Raw genomic sequence first — 16,527 nt, 5'->3', positions numbered from 1 at the left:
CGACCTAACCTTTCCCAGGAGTGGCTGGCAGAATATGCTTGAAAAACAAAAAAACTTCCGCCCTTGTATATAGACAAAGGACGAAAGTTAGCTTCCGCGGTACCACCTTTATTAACGCCATGCGCATGCATGCCGTTCGGCTTCAAGACCTGATAACAGCAGGCCGCTGTCCGACTCGTCGCCGGCCGTTCAGGGGTGGGTTTCTGCAGCAGACACGGTAAATTCTCGCAGCAAGCGAATCTACTCTCTGGTCGCATCGCGTATTGCATACTTAGCCCCGTCAAGACGTTGCTTATGTTAAGTTATAGCAAGCATACCATGGCCGGCGTCGACCTGTAAAGCAAACGAAAGCCCGCAGAGATGCGCTCTGCGGGCGTTGGACGCGCTGCTTAGCCGAACAAACCAAGCTTTCCGATTCGGTGGATGGCTTCCTGGAGCCGTTCCTCCGGTGCCAGCAAGCCAAGCCGCACATACCCTTCGCCATGCGAGCCGAAGCCAACGCCGGGGGCTAAGACGACATCGGCGTGCTCCAGCACATAATCGGAGAACGAAGAGGACGTATGCCCCTTAGGCACGGGGAGCCAGCAGAAGAAGGAGCCGCTCGGTTTGCTGGATACCCAGCCGATCTCATCCATCGCAGCGAATAACGCGTTGCGGCGGCTCTCGTAGGCGGCCGTCAGTTCCGTCACGCATTGCTGGGGTCCGGTGAGGGCAACGGCGGCAGCGTCTTGAATGCCGCCGAACAGACTGCAGTAATAATGATCTTGAATCAAGTTGATGAGCGATACGATCTCGGAATTGCCGAGCGCGAAGCCGACGCGCCAACCCGCCATGTTGTACGTCTTGGACAGCGTAGAGAATTCCACGCCGACTTCTTTGGCACCCGGCGACTGCAGGAAACTGACGGGTGCCTTGCCGTCGAACCCGATCGCGCCGTACGCAAAATCACTCGCGACGACAATGCCGTGTTTAGCGGCAAATTCGATCGTCTGCGCGTAAAATTCCGGTCCGGCGGTCGCGCCGGTAGGATTGTTGGGATAATTGATGAACATCAGCTTCGCCTTGTTCGCCGCGTCCGCAGAGATGGCGCTGTAATCCGGCAGGAAACCATTGCCTTCCCTTAGCGGCATGTATTCCATAACCCCGCCGGCCAGAGCGACGCCGGACCAGTAATCCGGATAACCGGGATCGGGCACGAGGCAGACATCTCCTGGATTAAGCAGGCATTGGCTGATCTCGATCAATCCGGTCTTCCCTCCGAACAGGACGGCTACTTCCGTCTCCGGGTCCAGCACGACGCCATAATCCTCCTTGTAGCGTTGGGCTACGGCTTCTTTCAGGAATTTGAATCCGCTGAAAGGGGGATATTTATGGTAGAGCGGATTCGGAGCCGCCTCCTGAAGCGCGGTCACGATATGAGGCGGAGTAGGCCGATCCGGGTTGCCTTGTCCCAAATTGATGACATCGCGCCCCTTTGCCGCCTGCGCATTCGCTTTTTGAACCAGTGCCGAGAAAAATTGAGCCGGCAAACCCGTCATGCGGCTTGCCGGTTGGATGTGCAATCTTCGTTCCATCGTAGTCGTAATCCTCCACCATTATTCTAGCCCTAAATGTAGCATATCGACTGAATAAGTGTCGAGTTTCCAAAGCGCTATTCCGTGAAATGTTTTCTGGTCCGTGCTACAAATCGACGGCTTTCAGGAAAGGTTTGATATTGGCTTTGAACGTGAGTAAATAAGGTTTGCGGTTTTCGTCAAAAATAAGCAGCAGTTGAGGCTTCTTCGGACAATAGAACAAAAAGACATCCTGCGTCATGACTTGTTCCGCGCCGGCTTTGACGGCGGTCGGTTCGTCGAGCGGGATCCGGAAGACGTAGCCGCATTTGTCTTCAGCCTGCAGTTTTGGCGAGAGACCTGTCGTAGCCTTCAGCCACGATTTGGCGTAGCCCTGGAATTCCGGGCTGTTCGGCAAGGTTTTGACCACTTTTCCCGCCACGACGTCGAAAGCTTGAACCGGCCGTTGACCCGTCTCGCCTTCGCTGCTAGCGGCACTTGCGGAGAACGGCATCATCAGGAAAAGCAAAAGTGCGAATGCGGAAAGAATGTGTATGCTCCGTATTTTCATTAATCGTAGCGCTCCTTCGGGATGGGATTTCGTTTCGTTGTTAAGCTACCCATCTTGACAGCGAAGCATGAGACGTTATGATTAGTAAAACTGAGCAATATAGGGACTTCGGCAACGAAATGCCGGATGTGGAAATGTCGATGGGAGGCAATGAAAATGAGCGGGAATAAACTGCGCGTGGCCGTCGTTCAAATGCATGTGGACGCGGGGAACCCGGATGCGAATTTCGAGCGTCTGGTGCGCAAGCTTGCCGAAGCAGTAAGCGGCGACCAGAAACCGGAGCTGATCATGCTGCCGGAAATGTGGAATACGGGCTATGCGCTCGAGCGAATCGAAGAGATCGCCGATCCGGATGGGCGTCGGACGAAGGAGCTGTTGTCTGCTTTCGCAAGAGAGAACGGCGTTCAAGTGCTCGGCGGTTCGATTGCGGAGAAACGCGCGGATGGCGTCTATAATACGATTTACGCATTCAATGAACAGGGGGAGCTGACAAGCAGCTACTCCAAAATTCACTTGTTCCGTCTGATGGACGAAGAGAAGTATTTGAAGGCTGGCGAGGAATTGGGTCAGTTAGAGGTAGGAGAGGCTCCTGCCGGCATGATGATTTGCTATGACATCCGGTTTCCGGAGCTGGCGCGCAAGCTTGCCTTGGACGGCGCGAAGGCACTGTTCGTGCCTGCGCAATGGCCAAATCCGAGGCTGCATCATTGGCGGACGCTGCTGACGGCCAGGGCGATCGAGAATCAAATGTTCGTCATCGCTTGCAACCGCTGCGGAACGAGCGGGGAGAGCTCATTCTTCGGACATTCCTTGATTATCGATCCATGGGGTGAAATCATCGCGGAGGCGGGGGAAGAAGAGACGATTCTGCGTGCCGAAATCGACTTGACGCTCGTGGATGCTGTGCGGGCGAAAATTCCGGTATTTGAAGACCGCAGACCGTCATTTTATTGAACGTTCAGATGATATAGTTCGCTGCATGATCAACATCATTCGCATGATTTCGAAATCAGGAGCTGAAATGGTTTTCCGTCGTCTGGTTCATCGTTGCGATAAACGCTTCGGCCGCTCTCGAGAGATAGCGGCCTTTTCGGCTGGCGATCACGAGCGTCCTTGTCGGCTTCGGCGATGCGAAGGACAGATAGGCCGGAGCCAGCTCGCCGGACGACTCCCGCTGGAGCATCTTCGGCACGAAGGTGATGCCCATGCCGGCGGCGACGAGGGATTGCACCGTTTCGATATTGGTGCTTTCGAAGACGATGCGCGGCTCGAATCCGGCTTTCTCGCAGGTTTCCAGTACGATTTGCCGGAAGCCTTGGCCTTTCTTGAGTACGATGAACGGTTCTGCGCGCAGCTCTTCCACGCGCACCGGCTTCGTCCGTTTCGCGAGAGCATGGTCGGGCGGAACAGCCAGCACGATTTCTTCTTCTATAATCGGAATCCACTCCAGCGAAGGCTCATGAAGCGGAAGCGCAAGCAAGCTGAGGTCGGTTTGGCCGCTGGCGGTCAGCTGCTCCAGCTTGGAAGGCGTATCCTCCACGAGTACGACCTCGATTTCCGGATAGTTCCGGCCGAAGATCGGCAGTACGATCGGAAGGACATGCGAGCCCGTAATGGACAAGCTGCCGACGACCAGCTTTCCTTTGCGCATATGGGCAAGATCGTCCAGCTCTTGCTTTAATTGCTCGACGTTATCGAGAATCCCTTGCGCTTTCTCCACGAATACGGCTCCGGCATGCGTCAATTCAACGGAGTTGGTCGTGCGTCTGAACAACAGCACGCCGATTTCCTTTTCCAATTTCGAGAGCTGCTGGCTGAGGGAAGGTTGCGCGATATGCAGCTTTTCCGCGGCGCGCGAGAAGTTTTTCTCTTTGGCGATCTGGATGACATATTGCAGCTGACGAAGTTCCAAGGATATGCACTTCCTTTCGACATGGATTGAAGGTAAGATCATCATAGGCCATACCTATTGCTGTTATAGATATTATATCTTGGATCAATGAAGAAAGAAATGCTATGATGTCTGCATAGATCTACTAGATTGCGCAACGTAATTTATGAAACTTTATGAGGTGAATTCAATGACGAAAAGAACGATGTTTGAGAAAATTTGGGATAACCACGTCATTCAATCCGAAGCCGGCAAACCGAGCATCATCTATATCGACTTGCAGCTCGTGCACGAGGTTACTTCTCCCCAGGCCTTCGAAGGTCTTCGCTTGTCCGGACGCAAAGTGCGCCGTCCCGACCTGACGTTCGCGACGATGGATCACAACGTTCCGACGAAAGACCGGTTCAACATCAGCGATCCGATCTCGAAACAACAAATCGACACGCTGACGCAAAACTGCAAAGACTTCGGCGTTACGCTGTTCGATCTCGACAGCATCGACCAAGGCGTCGTGCACGTTATGGGTCCTGAACTGGGCTTGACGCATCCGGGCAAAACGATCGTCTGCGGCGACAGCCATACTTCCACGCACGGCGCGTTCGGCGCGCTGGCATTCGGTATCGGCACGTCCGAGGTGGAGCACGTGCTTGCTACGCAATGTCTGCAGCAATCCAAAGCGAAAACGATGGAAGTGCGCTTCAACGGCAAACGCAAACCGGGCGTAACGGCGAAAGACATGATTCTCGGCGTAATCGCGCAATATGGCACGGATTTCGGTACCGGCTATGTAATGGAATTCACGGGCGAAGCAATCAGCTCCCTGTCGATGGAAGAGCGCATGACGGTATGCAACATGTCCATCGAAGCCGGCGCCCGCGCTGGTCTTATCGCTCCGGATGCAACGACGTTTAACTACCTTCGCGGCCGCGAGTATGCACCGCAAGGCGAAGCGTTCGATCGCGCTGTAGCGGTATGGCAAGAACTCGCTACGGACGAAGGCGCAACATTCGATACCGTTGTCGATTTCGACGTGGACGCGCTGATTCCGCAAGTAACGTGGGGCACAAGCCCTGGCATGGGTACGGACATCACGAAGAACGTTCCTGTTCCTGCCGAGCTTCCGACAGAGAATGAACGTAAAGCCGCCGAGAAGGCGCTTGAATACATGGGCCTTGAACCTGGCACGCCAATGAACGAGATCGATATCGACTACGTGTTCATCGGTTCCTGTACGAACGGCCGTATCGAAGACTTGCGCGCCGCTGCCGAAATCGCGCGCGGCTACCAAGTCAGCGACCGTGTAACGGCCATCGTCGTTCCGGGCTCCGGACGCGTTAAAATCCAGGCCGAGAAGGAAGGCCTTGATAAAGTATTTACGGAAGCGGGCTTTGAATGGCGCGATGCCGGCTGCTCCATGTGCCTTGCGATGAACCCCGACGTGCTTGAGCCGGGACAACGCTGCGCATCGACATCCAACCGTAACTTCGAAGGCCGTCAAGGCCGCGGCGGACGTACGCATCTGGTATCCCCGGCAATGGCCGCGGCAGCTGCGATCATGGGCAAATTCACGGATGTGCGCGATTGGACCATCAAGTCCGAAGTGCTGAACTAAGAGGTAGAAGAGAGAGGAGTCAACCAACATGGAAGCTTTCAAACAATTAACGGGTCTCGTAGCTCCGGTAGACCGCGTAAACGTAGATACAGATGCTATCATTCCTAAGCAATTCCTGAAACGCATCGAGCGCAGTGGCTTTGGCCAATTCCTGTTCTTCGAATGGCGCTGGGACGAGAAGGGCAACGTAATCGATTCGTTCAGCCTGAACCAACCTCGTTACCAGGGATCGGAAGTGCTGATTTCCCGCGCGAATTTCGGCTGCGGCTCTTCCCGTGAACATGCGCCGTGGGCGATTCTCGATTACGGCTTCAAAGTCGTTATCGCGCCTTCGTACGCAGATATTTTCTACAACAACTGCTTTAAGAACGGCATCCTGCCGATTAAGCTGAGCGAAGAACAAGTCGAAGAACTGTTCCAACGCACGGCGAAGACGGAAGGGTACAAGCTGACGGTCGATCTGGAAAACAAAACGATTTCCGACGACGCCGGCCTCAGCATTTCGTTCGATCTGGATGAGCATCGCCGCCAATTCCTGCTGCAAGGCTTGGACGACATCGGGCTGACGCTGAAGCATGAGGATAAAATTTCCGCATACGAAGCGAGCCGCGTTGCGTTCTAATTGAACGCAGTTCGGGTTGAATGGCAAGTAAACCCCGGCAAAAATGCCGGGGTTTCTTTTTTGGCATTTTTATTAGCTACAATTTTCCTGAAAACGCAACTTTTTCTGACAAGCTGCGTCTAACCATTGTCTGTAAGCATCGTCTTGTACGAGCTGCTTCAAGGCGAAAAAACAGTCACTGAGGTGAAAGATGAAGAAGTTTGTAACCGCTGTATTGCTGTTGTCGTTTCTCATCACATTGTTCCCCGCGCTCGTGGGAGCAGCGGAAGCACCCAAGCTTTATCTGAATGGCAAACAATTGTCCGGAAGCGCGGAACCGAAGAACGTCAACTCCCGTATCTTCGTTCCCATTCGTACCGTGACGGAAGGGCTCGGCTATGACGTCGACTGGAAGTCCCCGAACGTGACGATTTCCAACGGCGATACGATGGCCGTCCTGACAATTGGAAGCAAGACGGCTGTCGTTAATGATCGAGAAGTCAGCCTGGACGCACCTGCGATGATTTCGAAGAATTCTACTTACGTACCGCTTCGATTCGTAGGTGAGCAGTTCGGCTTGGATGTGTCTTGGGATGCTGATACCCACTCCGTGCATCTGTATGCAAAACTCGTGGATAATCCTCCGCAATCCGGCTCGGACGGCGGCGAAACGACTGATCCGGGAGAAGGCGGCGGCGACTCGGGTTCGGGTCCTGCGGATCCGGGTACAGGAGGGGAGACGACCGATCCTTCCACCGACACGGCGTTGCTGAAATCCGTCGTTTACGACGGAATTGGAAGCATCTATATGCCTTACGCGGGCGACTTTGACAACGTGAAGACGCAAGTGCTCCATAATCCGGAGCGTATCGTCGTTGATCTGCCGTCGATGAACTTCGACCCTTATTTCCTGCCGGGCTTCCTGCCGGACACGAACGGTACCAAGCTCGGAGAAATTCTAGTCGATTCCAATCCGACGCTTCAGAAGATTCGTTATTCGTATTATTCGGACAAGCCGTCGACTGTGCGCGTCGTGCTCGATATGGCCGCTCCGACGAATTACAAGGTTACGAATGAAGACCACGTCGTCCGAATCGACGTTTTGGAACAAACCGGACCGATCGTAACGCCTCCTGTCGACCCGCCGACAACGCCTGACAAAGGCGTATTCAAAGTCGTGCTGGATGCCGGCCATGGCGGCAAAGATCCGGGCGCGTCCAGCGTGAACGGCCGCAAAGAGAAGGAATTCAATTTGGCCATCACGCTGAAGGTGAAGGCATTGCTCGATAAGGAAACGAAAATCAAAGCCTATCTGACTCGTTCGGACGATACGTTCGTCGAACTGGCCGACAGGGCTAGCTTCGCGAACAAATTGCCCGCCGATATCTTTGTTTCGTTCCATGCGAATATCGCGACATCTGCAACCGTCAGCGGTTCCGAAACGTATTACTGGCGTTCGGACAGCCTGGCGCTCGCGAAAGTGATGCACAAGCATTTGGTTTTGGGCACGGGCTTTGCAGACCGAGGCGTGAGAACGGGCAATTTCCACGTCATCCGGGAAACGAAGATGCCTGCCGTCTTGCTCGAAACAGGATACCTGTCCAACAACGGCGACAGCTTGACCCTGTATAACACAGCCAAGCAGGACAAGCTCGCACTGGAAATCGTAGCAGGCATCAAAGAATACTTGAAACTCAGCTAGGAGGATGCAAATGAAGCGACAATCGACAAAAACAATGATGTTGGCTCTCATTGCAGCTGCCTCGATCGTCTCGCTCAGCGCATGCGGGAACAAGGAGCAGCCGCTCCAGGGCAATGAAACAAGCAATCAGAATCAATCCGTATCCGAAGGCGGGAATGAAAATTCGAACCAGTCGACAACGACCGGAAACGCAGTTAATACCGGCAATAGCGGAACCGCCGGCAATTCGGAGAACGCAGGCGATTCAGGTAACGCGTCCGACACCGGAACGGCTGCGGGGCCGGAGAAGAAGCAAGAGGATATCTCCGTGTATTACACGGATGACCAAATGATCGATCTTCATGCGCAGAAGAAGCAAATTGCGTACGGCGACGGGAACGAGAGACTGAAGGCGGCGTTCGAGGCGCTGCAAGCGGATGGCGACAAAGGCGAAACTTCCTTGTGGAAGAAGGTTCAGCTGTTAACTGCCAAGCAAGACGGAGATGCCGTGACGCTTGACATTCACTTGCCCGACGAAGCGAGACTAGGAGCTCCTGGCGAACAGCTCGCGCTATCGGCCGTTACGCAAACCTATTTTCAATTCAAGGATGTCGCATCGCTGAATATTCTCGTCGATGGCGAAGCCGTAGACAGCTTGATGGGTCATGAGGACCTGGAGCATCCGATCAAAAAACAATAAAGGGGAGCTACGCAGACATGCCGCAGCAAAAAAAATGGGTTAAGCTGGTCTCATCATTCATGGTATTTTCTTTGCTGGCAGGTTACACCGCAGCCGAGGCTGGTACGGTTCATGCGGATGCAGTCGTCTCGACGACGAAGTTCAGCGACGTGCCCGCAGGACATTGGGCAGAGAAACACATCGCCAAGCTCGCCAGCCAGGGCATCATTAAAGGCACGAACGGTGCGTTCAAGCCAAGCGACAACATCACGCAGCAAGAAGCGATCGCGCTGGCGATCCGTTTCATCGGCAAAGAAAACGAAGTGAAGACGGACGACGCGATCGTGTTTCCGGAGAACTTCAATGTCAGTACATATTTCAAGCCGTATATTATTCTCGCCTTCGAAGAAGGCCTTCTGAACCGCGACGAGGAGTTCAAGCTTGCGGATGCCGATCCGGCGAATGCATGGGGCACCAAGAAAGCCTCCCGCGAATGGATCACGAAGCTGATCGTGAAGGCAATCGGCAAGGAGCAGGCGGCAAGCGAGCTTGCGTCGACGCCGAGCTCGTTCAAGGACGGGACCCTCATCGGCAAAGATTATGCCGGTTACGTGAATGCGGCGGTGTCCTTGAAGCTTGTGAATGGCGTTACGGCGGATAAGTTCGATCCGAAGGGCAATATTACGCGGGCGGCAATCGCGACGATTCTGAGCCGCGCGGAAACGGTATACCCAGTTGCTTATAGCGGACAATACACGGCCATTCTGACAAGCAAAAGCGCTTCGACGCTGGGCTTGTACGCGGATGGCAAAGATTCGTCGGTTGATTTGAGCGCAGGCACGTACGTCTACCGCTTCGATTCCGAGAAAGCGGCCACGCTGGATCAGCTCGTTCCCAATACGAAGCTCCTGGTCGTGGCGAGCGGCGGAAAAGCGCTGTACGTCGAACAGCTCGACGATGAGCTTCAAGTCGAGAAGATCACGGGAACCGTGGACCGCGTGCTGCCGAATGACAGCAAGTTATGGGTGTGGGTAGACGACGAGCCGGTAGCGATCAATTATACGCAAGCAACGGCTGTAAAAGACGGAGCCGGCAACACCATAGCAATCAGCAGCTTGGCTGCAGACAGCAAGGTTGAAATTACGCGTGATACCTACCGCACGAAACCGCTGGCTGTCTCCATTGCCGTTCAATCGGCTCCGGTGAACAAGGTCGGACAAGGCACCGTACAGGCTATACAAACGGCGACTCCTTCGATCACGGTAGCCGATGCAACGACCGGCGCTTCGTCGATGTACAGCGTCTCGCCGCAAGCGGATGTCGTGTGGCAGGGACAAATCTTGGACGGCGGCTTATCGCAGCTTCGCGTCGGCGATGTCGTCTCTTACGAGGTCAAAAATTCGGTAGTGACGAAGATCACCATCGTTCAAACATCCGCCAAGCTGATTCGCGGGGAGTTCTATTCCGCCAGCAGCGACGGCAATACGATTCAATACGTGAAGGGCGCGGGGACCGCGCAGCAAGTGCTTGAAGCGAAATTCGTAACCGCTGCGGTCGACGTGACGATCGAAGGTCTGACGGGCACGACGATCGGCGATCTCGTTAAAGGCGACGTGCTCGACATCTCCTTGAACGACAAAGATCAGGTCACCGCGATCAAAGTCGTGAACCGCAAGGTCAACGTCTTGACAGGCGCAACGGTCGTCAGCTACGACAGCGATTTGAAGGCATTGACCGTGAAGGACGCGAGCAACAACCTGGCTTCCGTTTACCTCAGCGACAAAACGAAACTGGATATGAACGGTACGGCGATTACGCTTAGCAGCGTTGGCGGACTGCTTCAAAAAGGGAAGAAGGTAACGCTTGGCTATACGGAAAGCAAGGCGGTATTCGTTCAATTCGTATACAAGTACACCGGCGCCGTAACGGCCGTCAATACGAATGCGAGCACGGTTACGCTGCTGCAAAGCAATGGCGGAGCGGTCACCTTGCCGATGGATATTCCGGGCTACGTGGAAATCGCAGGCAAGTCCTCCGCTACCCTTAGCGATGTGAAGGCCGGCGATCAAGTAACGGCACTGCTTAACGCCAACCAGGATAAAGTTTCTTATTTGCAAGTGCAAACGGCCAAGCAGGTCGAGGTGTACGCTGTCGATATCGCCGGCAAGAAGCTGAAGCTGAAGGCAGCCGACGGTACGTTCTACGATTATTCTACGGCAACGCTTGAGGTCAAGAACGAGAAAGGCGACAAGCTGGCGATCGGAAGCGTGACGGCCGGTCAGCTCGGCAATCTGTATTTCGTCGGAAACAACATCGCTTCTTTCAAAGTGCTGAACGTAGCGGTCGGACGCGTGACTTCCGTTTCGACGGATAAGGTAACCGTATCCGACTACAACGGCTCGACGGTCGACGTTGCGCTTAGCGCTGGCTATATTGTCGTGAAGAACGGGATCACGGGAAATTCCGCTGCCGTTCTAAGCGCCGGCGACCGCGTGGATACGAAGCTCGACGAGAAGGATCGTCTGGTCATTACCGTAAACAGCGGCGTTGCGAAGAAGTTCTGGAAATACGACGCAGCAACCCGTATATTGTCCGTGAAACGGGAATCGTTGTCGGACGTCAACACGTTCGCTGTAACGGCGGCAACCAAAATCACGCAAAACGGGGCTTCCATCACGACTAGCCAGCTGACGGACGGCGATTCCATCGTGCTTTATTTCTATCGAAATGCGCTGGTAGAGATTTCGAAGGGTTAAAGTCCGCTTGAACACAATTGTCCTGGCGTTTGCCGGGACAATTTTTTATTTCAATTCTGTGAATATAGGTGAGGAAACCGCATTTTCATGCGGTTTTGCGGTTGATAAATGTGACAATTTTCGCTACACTTTGAAGCGATGGTTCTATTAGGAGTTGAGCGTCAGTTGAAAGCGAAAGACAAAATGACCCATGTCCTGGACGTGATCGGCCGCATGTTTCCGGACGCGCATTGCGAGCTCAATCACGGCAACCCTTTCGAGCTGACCATTGCCGTATTGCTTTCCGCGCAGTGCACGGACGAAACCGTCAATAAAGTGACAGCGAATTTGTTTCAGAAATACCGGTCGCCTGCGGATTACCTGGCTGTTCCTTTGGACGAGCTGGAGAAGGATATCAAACGGATCGGGCTCTTTCGCAACAAAGCCTTGTTCATCCAGAAACTCTGCCGCATGCTGATCGACGATTACGGCGGAGACGTCCCAAGAGAGCACGAAGAATTGACGAAGCTGCCCGGCGTAGGCCGCAAAACGGCCAATGTCGTCGTCTCCAACGCCTTCGGCATACCGGCAATCGCCGTGGATACGCATGTCGAACGCGTCTCGAAGCGTCTCGGTTTTGCTAAAGCGGATGACAGCGTGCTGGAGGTCGAGAAACGGCTGATGAAGCTGGTTCCGCGGGAGCTGTGGACGGAGACCCATCACAGGCTGATTTTCTTCGGGCGGTATCATTGCAAGGCACAAAACCCGCAATGTCCCGTATGCCCGCTGCTAGATTGCTGCAAAGAAGGCCAACTACGTATGAAACCGGCTCTAAACCGAAAAACTAAGAGCTAAATGCTAGTCCAACCACTTAATGATAAGGATGATTAACCGATGAAATGCATTTCCGTGTACACGAAAGATTTTGCGTTGTTTTCCGATATTTACGAGCAGATCATGGAAGCACCGCCGGCCGAGAATGAAGAAATTATTCTGGAAGGCGTTACGGTAAGCGGAGCGGGCGACGTGCCTGATCAATATATTGAACGTATGCGGCAGAAGCCGGAATGCGTCGTTATGAAGGAAAAGGAACGCGGCGTGACGATCCTGCAGCACGGCGAAGTATTCGAAATTTGCCTGCCTGCAGTTCAACTCGTTTAATACGTCGCTCTGCGGTTGACTGAAGGGAAGACGGGGAGCAAACAGGGAGAGAGAACCATGAGCCATACGATGGAGAAAAATACGCAAGCCATGGAGGCCGCACTGGAGAACATGGCGTCCTTGATGGCTGACGCCGGGGACGAAGGAGACGCGAAGCGGCTGCGGGAGCTGCAGTCGAAGCTGGATCAAGGGCAGTTGACTGTAGCCTTCTGCGGGCACTTCTCCGCAGGCAAGTCAACGCTGGTTAACCGGCTTTGCGGCACGGAACTGCTGCCTTCGAGTCCGATACCGACTAGCGCGAATGTCGTCAGCATCAAGAACGGGGAAGCGAAAGCGATCATCAAGAAGCTTGTCTCCGGACAAGAACAGACGCTGGAAGTTCCGATTCAAGACGTAAATGCTTACTGTAAAGACGGCGAAACGGTCCTTTCCGTTTCCTTGTCTTACCCTATTCCCCGGCTTGGCAGCCATACCGTGCTGCTGGATACGCCGGGCATCGATTCCACGGACGACGCGCACCGGATGGCGACCGAATCGGCGCTTCATTTGGCGGACGTCGTTTTTTATGTCATGGACTACAATCACGTACAGTCCGAAATCAATTTCACGTTCGCGAAGCAGTTGAAGGAATGGGGAAAACCGCTTTATTTGATCGTGAACCAAATCGATAAGCACCGGGACAGCGAGCTGTCGTTCGAGGCTTATAGGCAAAGCGTTGACGAAGCGTTCGGGAACTGGCATTTGGAACCGAGCGGCATCGTCTATTTGTCGTTGCGGCAGCCGAACCATCCGCATTCGGAATGGTCTTCGCTTCTCGCGTTGTTCGAGTCCTTAGCCGAACTTCGCACGCCGCTCGCGGTCGGCAGCGTGGATTCTTCCGCGAGCCATGTGATTCGCTTGCACGGAAAAGCGCTGGAGGCGGCGTCCGAAGAGGAACGCGAACGGCTGCTTACGCTGGCCGGCGGAGAAGGCGAAGCGGAGAAGGTTCGCGAAGAGATCGCGTCCTTGGAAGCCGAGCTTGGGCGGGGCCAAGCCGAAGTGGATTCCTTGCGTACGCGACTGAGACTCGAAGTTCAAGGTTTGTTGGATAATGCGAACCTGACCCCTGCGGCTACCCGCGATCTGGCCCAATCGTTCCTGGAGAGCCGCAAGCCTGGCTTCAAAGCAGGATTGCTGTTCGCAGGCTCGAAGACGGCCGCTGAACAGGAACGCCGCTTGCAGGCGTTCTATCATGATTTGCATGCCAAGGTGCAAGCAGGCATCGAGTGGCATCTGCTCGACCTGCTGCGGCGCGCGGCGGACGGTATCGGCTGGCGCGGCGAGACGCTGGAAGTAGAGCTGTCGCCGTTCGTGAATGGATTATGGGATGCCGATCTGCTCGTATCGCATGTGAATACGGGCGCCTCGTTCGGCAACGCGTATACCATGACCTATAGCCGCGAGATTGCAGAAGCGGTCAAAGGGCAGTATCGCAAGCGCGCGCTCGCGTGGATCGACGCACTTGGCGAGCGTGCCGCCGCGGCCGGCGAAGCTGCCGCCGCGCCGCTGCGCGCACGGCTTGCCGAGCTTGCGACGCAAGCCGGCGCGCTCTCGGCGCTGGCCGCGCTCGCGCAGCGCGCGGCCGCGCATCTCGCGCGGCTGGCGGCGCTGCTGCCGCCCGCGCCGCCGCGCCCTGCGCTGCCGAAGCCACAGGCGCTCGGCAGCGGGGCGCGCAGCGCCCCTGGCGCCGAGCCGGCGGCGGCAAGCGCCGGCTCTGGCGCCTCGGCCGCGGCGGAGCCCGCGGCCGGCGGCGCTGGCGCGGGCACGCCCGCAGCGGCGGCGCCTAGCCCGGCCGCCGCGGAAGCCCTCGCTCCGCAGCGCCAAGCGGCGGAGCGGCTGAGCCAGGCGGCGCAGCTTCTGGCGCCGCATCCATCGCTGGCCGCGACCGTGAACGGCATGCGCGACAAAGCGGATCGTCTGCGCAGCAGCCGGTTCACGATTGCGCTGTTCGGTGCCTTCAGCGCGGGCAAATCCTCGCTCGCCAACGCTTTGCTGGGCGATGCGGTGCTGCCGGTCTCGCCGAATCCGACGACGGCGGCGGTCAACCGGATCGTTCCGCCGACGGCGGAGCGGCCGCATGGAACCGCGGCCGTCTGGATGAAATCGCGCGAAGCGATGCTGGATGACCTGCGGTACTCGCTCGGCTTGCTTGGCGAGAACGCGGCGCAATTAAGCGACGACGCGCTGTTGCAAGCGATCCACAAGCTGTCGCCGGATGGCGTACATGCAGGCGGACGTCCGCATTACAGCTTCTTGAAGGCCGCGGCGAAAGGCTGGGCGGAGCACGAAGCCCATCTTGGACAGCAGCTGGCCGTCAGCGGCGAGGACTATCGTCGTTATGTCGCGGAAGAGTCGCGCTCCTGCTTCGTCAGCGAGATCGAGCTCTACCATGCCAATCCGCTGACCGCGCAGGGCATCGTGCTCGTCGATACGCCGGGCGCCGATTCCGTCAACGCGCGGCATACGGGCGTCGCGTTCAACTATATCAAGAACGCGGACGCGATCTTGTTCGTCACGTATTACAATCACGCCTTCTCGCAGGCCGACCGTCAGTTCCTGATGCAGCTCGGCCGCGTGAAGGATCAATTCGAATTGGATAAAATGTTCTTCATCGTCAATGCGGCCGATCTCGCGGCCAGCCAGGAGGAACTGGAAGGCGTGCTCGCGCACGTGGAGCGCAACCTGCAGCAGCACGGCATCCGTTTCCCGCGGATGTTCCCGGTATCGAGCTTGCAGGCGTTGGACGGCAAACGCGTCGGCAGCAGCCGCTTGATCGCGGAATCCGGCATCGGAGCCTTCGAGGAGTCCTTCCTCGGGTTTACGCAGGGGGATCTTGGCGCATTGGCCGTTGCTTCAGCCGAGCAGGAGCTGGAACGCGCTCGCCGCACGATCGCGAACTGGCTGGAGGCTGCCTCCGGAGATGAGCAATCGCGGGATCGCATCCGCGAAGCTTTACGCGCCAGCGCGGAGCAGGCGCGTCGGCTTGCCGCCGCGCTCGCGGAGCCGAAGCAGCATGCGCAGCTGCAGCAGGAGCTGAAAGAACTGCTCTTCTACGTGCTGCAGCGGGTGCAGTTCCGGTTCGGCGACCATTATCACTTCGCTTTCAATCCGGCCGCGCTGCAGGACGACGGCAGGGATCTGAAGAAAGCGATGTGGACGTCGTGGCTGGAGCTGCAGCGTCTGCTGCAAATCGAGCTGGCCCAAGAGCTGGAGGCGACATCGCTTCGCCTCGACAATACGCTGAACAAGCTGGCTGCGAAGCAATACGCGGACACCGCGGAGGAAGCCTCAGGCTTGCTGGACGGCTTCGCGCCTTCCCCTTACAAGCCGCTGGAGCTTCAGACGCCGGAGGAGCAGCCTGCTTGGACGGCGTCCGCCGTCGATATGAAGCTGCTGTGGAGCAAATTCAAATCGCCGAAGCATTTCTTCGAAGGCGAGGGCAAGTCTGCGCTCCGCGCTTTGCTGGAGAAGGAGCTTGATGCGCCGCTCCAAGCTTGGATGGCGGAGGCGGAGCAGGCGTGGAGTCTCCGGTACGGCAGCCTCATGCAGCAGGCTGCGGCCAATTGCTCGCTCCAGCTGCAGGCCGATATTGATGCGTTCAGCCAAGGAAAGCTGGATTCTTTGTCTGGCAGCACGAATATGGTCGAATTGCAGCGGATCCAGAAGGAACTGCAGGCCATTTAGCTGGATTTTTGAACTACATGTCTATCGTCAGTTTGATGGTTCACGATCCGAATCTTTACTTTATTGACAAGAAGCTTATTCGCGCCTCGTTTCGACGCGAATAAGCTTCTTTTTTTCGCCTTGTTTGATACGCAGGAGCCATTGCCCGGCATAGACGGAGGTCCTCCAAACGGGAGTGGTTGAAATGGGTACGGGAAGGCATGCTTTTCCACTGCTTTTTCCATGAAAAATAAATCATGCAAAAACAGAGGCAAATGTGCAAAAACGGAGGAATATGCCCCTATTTGCCACGATATGAGACGATATCGAAGAATACCCCC

The 16,527-nt window shown here is 55.8% G+C and carries 12 protein-coding genes; 9 read left to right on the top strand and 3 right to left on the bottom strand.

Annotated features, from left to right (window positions below; all coding sequences use genetic code 11):
* Nucleotides 1-389: 389 nt before the first annotated feature.
* On the bottom strand, nt 390-1,574 hold the full coding sequence (locus tag AC0YNU_RS02425; protein ID WP_475752739.1) for an aminotransferase class I/II-fold pyridoxal phosphate-dependent enzyme: 1,185 nt from the start codon (nt 1,572-1,574) through the stop codon (nt 390-392).
* A gap of 106 nt (nt 1,575-1,680) precedes the next feature.
* The gene (locus AC0YNU_RS02420; RefSeq protein WP_475752737.1) at nt 1,681-2,124 is read right to left on the bottom strand and encodes a hypothetical protein; all 444 of its coding nucleotides are present in this window, start codon (nt 2,122-2,124) and stop codon (nt 1,681-1,683) included.
* A 156-nt stretch (nt 2,125-2,280) separates the two neighbouring features.
* On the opposite strand from AC0YNU_RS02420, the gene AC0YNU_RS02415 reads away from it, so the two are divergent.
* Nucleotides 2,281-3,078 (top strand): carbon-nitrogen family hydrolase, encoded by a 798-nt coding sequence (locus tag AC0YNU_RS02415; protein WP_475752735.1) that lies wholly within the window; start codon nt 2,281-2,283, stop codon nt 3,076-3,078.
* Nucleotides 3,079-3,133: 55 nt separating this feature from the next.
* Here the strand turns inward: AC0YNU_RS02415 and AC0YNU_RS02410 are convergent, their stop codons facing one another.
* A complete protein-coding gene (locus AC0YNU_RS02410; RefSeq protein WP_475752733.1) occupies nt 3,134-4,036 on the bottom strand; it encodes a LysR family transcriptional regulator in 903 nt (300 codons plus the stop codon).
* Between the two features lie 169 nt (nt 4,037-4,205).
* Between AC0YNU_RS02410 and leuC the strand changes: the two genes are divergently transcribed.
* The 8 genes from leuC to AC0YNU_RS02370 all read left to right on the top strand — a co-directional run bounded on the left by leuC (nt 4,206) and on the right by AC0YNU_RS02370 (nt 16,207).
* Nucleotides 4,206-5,627 (top strand): 3-isopropylmalate dehydratase large subunit, encoded by a 1,422-nt coding sequence (gene leuC, locus AC0YNU_RS02405; protein WP_475752731.1) that lies wholly within the window; start codon nt 4,206-4,208, stop codon nt 5,625-5,627.
* A gap of 28 nt (nt 5,628-5,655) precedes the next feature.
* Nucleotides 5,656-6,249: a 3-isopropylmalate dehydratase small subunit gene (leuD, locus tag AC0YNU_RS02400; RefSeq protein WP_475752729.1), complete on the top strand. Its 594-nt coding sequence runs from the start codon at nt 5,656-5,658 to the stop codon at nt 6,247-6,249.
* 190 nt (nt 6,250-6,439) lie between these two features.
* Nucleotides 6,440-7,930, top strand: coding sequence for an N-acetylmuramoyl-L-alanine amidase (locus AC0YNU_RS02395; protein ID WP_475752727.1), 1,491 nt, complete (start codon nt 6,440-6,442; stop codon nt 7,928-7,930).
* 10 nt (nt 7,931-7,940) lie between these two features.
* Nucleotides 7,941-8,609 (top strand): GerMN domain-containing protein, encoded by a 669-nt coding sequence (locus AC0YNU_RS02390; protein ID WP_475752725.1) that lies wholly within the window; start codon nt 7,941-7,943, stop codon nt 8,607-8,609.
* Nucleotides 8,610-8,626: 17 nt separating this feature from the next.
* Nucleotides 8,627-11,344 (top strand): S-layer homology domain-containing protein, encoded by a 2,718-nt coding sequence (locus tag AC0YNU_RS02385; protein ID WP_475752723.1) that lies wholly within the window; start codon nt 8,627-8,629, stop codon nt 11,342-11,344.
* Between the two features lie 183 nt (nt 11,345-11,527).
* Complete coding sequence (nth, locus tag AC0YNU_RS02380) at nt 11,528-12,178, top strand: endonuclease III (RefSeq protein ID WP_475753934.1); 651 nt, start codon at nt 11,528-11,530, stop codon at nt 12,176-12,178.
* A 39-nt stretch (nt 12,179-12,217) separates the two neighbouring features.
* On the top strand, nt 12,218-12,484 hold the full coding sequence (locus tag AC0YNU_RS02375; RefSeq protein ID WP_475752721.1) for an NAD/NADP transhydrogenase alpha subunit: 267 nt from the start codon (nt 12,218-12,220) through the stop codon (nt 12,482-12,484).
* Nucleotides 12,485-12,541: 57 nt separating this feature from the next.
* The gene (locus tag AC0YNU_RS02370) at nt 12,542-16,207 is read left to right on the top strand and encodes a dynamin family protein (RefSeq protein ID WP_475752718.1); all 3,666 of its coding nucleotides are present in this window, start codon (nt 12,542-12,544) and stop codon (nt 16,205-16,207) included.
* The last annotated feature ends 320 nt before the right edge of the window (nt 16,208-16,527 follow it).

This window comes from Paenibacillus sp. J31P316, assembly GCF_056269105.1.
The sequence above is the reverse complement of the archived record's forward strand: the minus strand, read 5'-3'. Positions and strand labels throughout refer to the sequence as shown.

Bases quoted from the DNA above. Each gene is read 5' to 3' on its own strand.
- AC0YNU_RS02425 (WP_475752739.1), bottom strand. From the start codon at position 1,574: ATGGAACGAAGATTGCACATCCAACCGGCAAGCCGCATGACGGGTTTG.
- AC0YNU_RS02420 (WP_475752737.1), bottom strand. From the start codon at position 2,124: ATGAAAATACGGAGCATACACATTCTTTCCGCATTCGCACTTTTGCTT.
- AC0YNU_RS02415 (WP_475752735.1), top strand. From the start codon at position 2,281: ATGAGCGGGAATAAACTGCGCGTGGCCGTCGTTCAAATGCATGTGGAC.
- leuC (WP_475752731.1), top strand. From the start codon at position 4,206: ATGACGAAAAGAACGATGTTTGAGAAAATTTGGGATAACCACGTCATT.
- leuD (WP_475752729.1), top strand. From the start codon at position 5,656: ATGGAAGCTTTCAAACAATTAACGGGTCTCGTAGCTCCGGTAGACCGC.
- AC0YNU_RS02395 (WP_475752727.1), top strand. From the start codon at position 6,440: ATGAAGAAGTTTGTAACCGCTGTATTGCTGTTGTCGTTTCTCATCACA.
- AC0YNU_RS02390 (WP_475752725.1), top strand. From the start codon at position 7,941: ATGAAGCGACAATCGACAAAAACAATGATGTTGGCTCTCATTGCAGCT.
- AC0YNU_RS02385 (WP_475752723.1), top strand. From the start codon at position 8,627: ATGCCGCAGCAAAAAAAATGGGTTAAGCTGGTCTCATCATTCATGGTA.
- nth (WP_475753934.1), top strand. From the start codon at position 11,528: ATGACCCATGTCCTGGACGTGATCGGCCGCATGTTTCCGGACGCGCAT.
- AC0YNU_RS02375 (WP_475752721.1), top strand. From the start codon at position 12,218: ATGAAATGCATTTCCGTGTACACGAAAGATTTTGCGTTGTTTTCCGAT.
- AC0YNU_RS02370 (WP_475752718.1), top strand. From the start codon at position 12,542: ATGAGCCATACGATGGAGAAAAATACGCAAGCCATGGAGGCCGCACTG.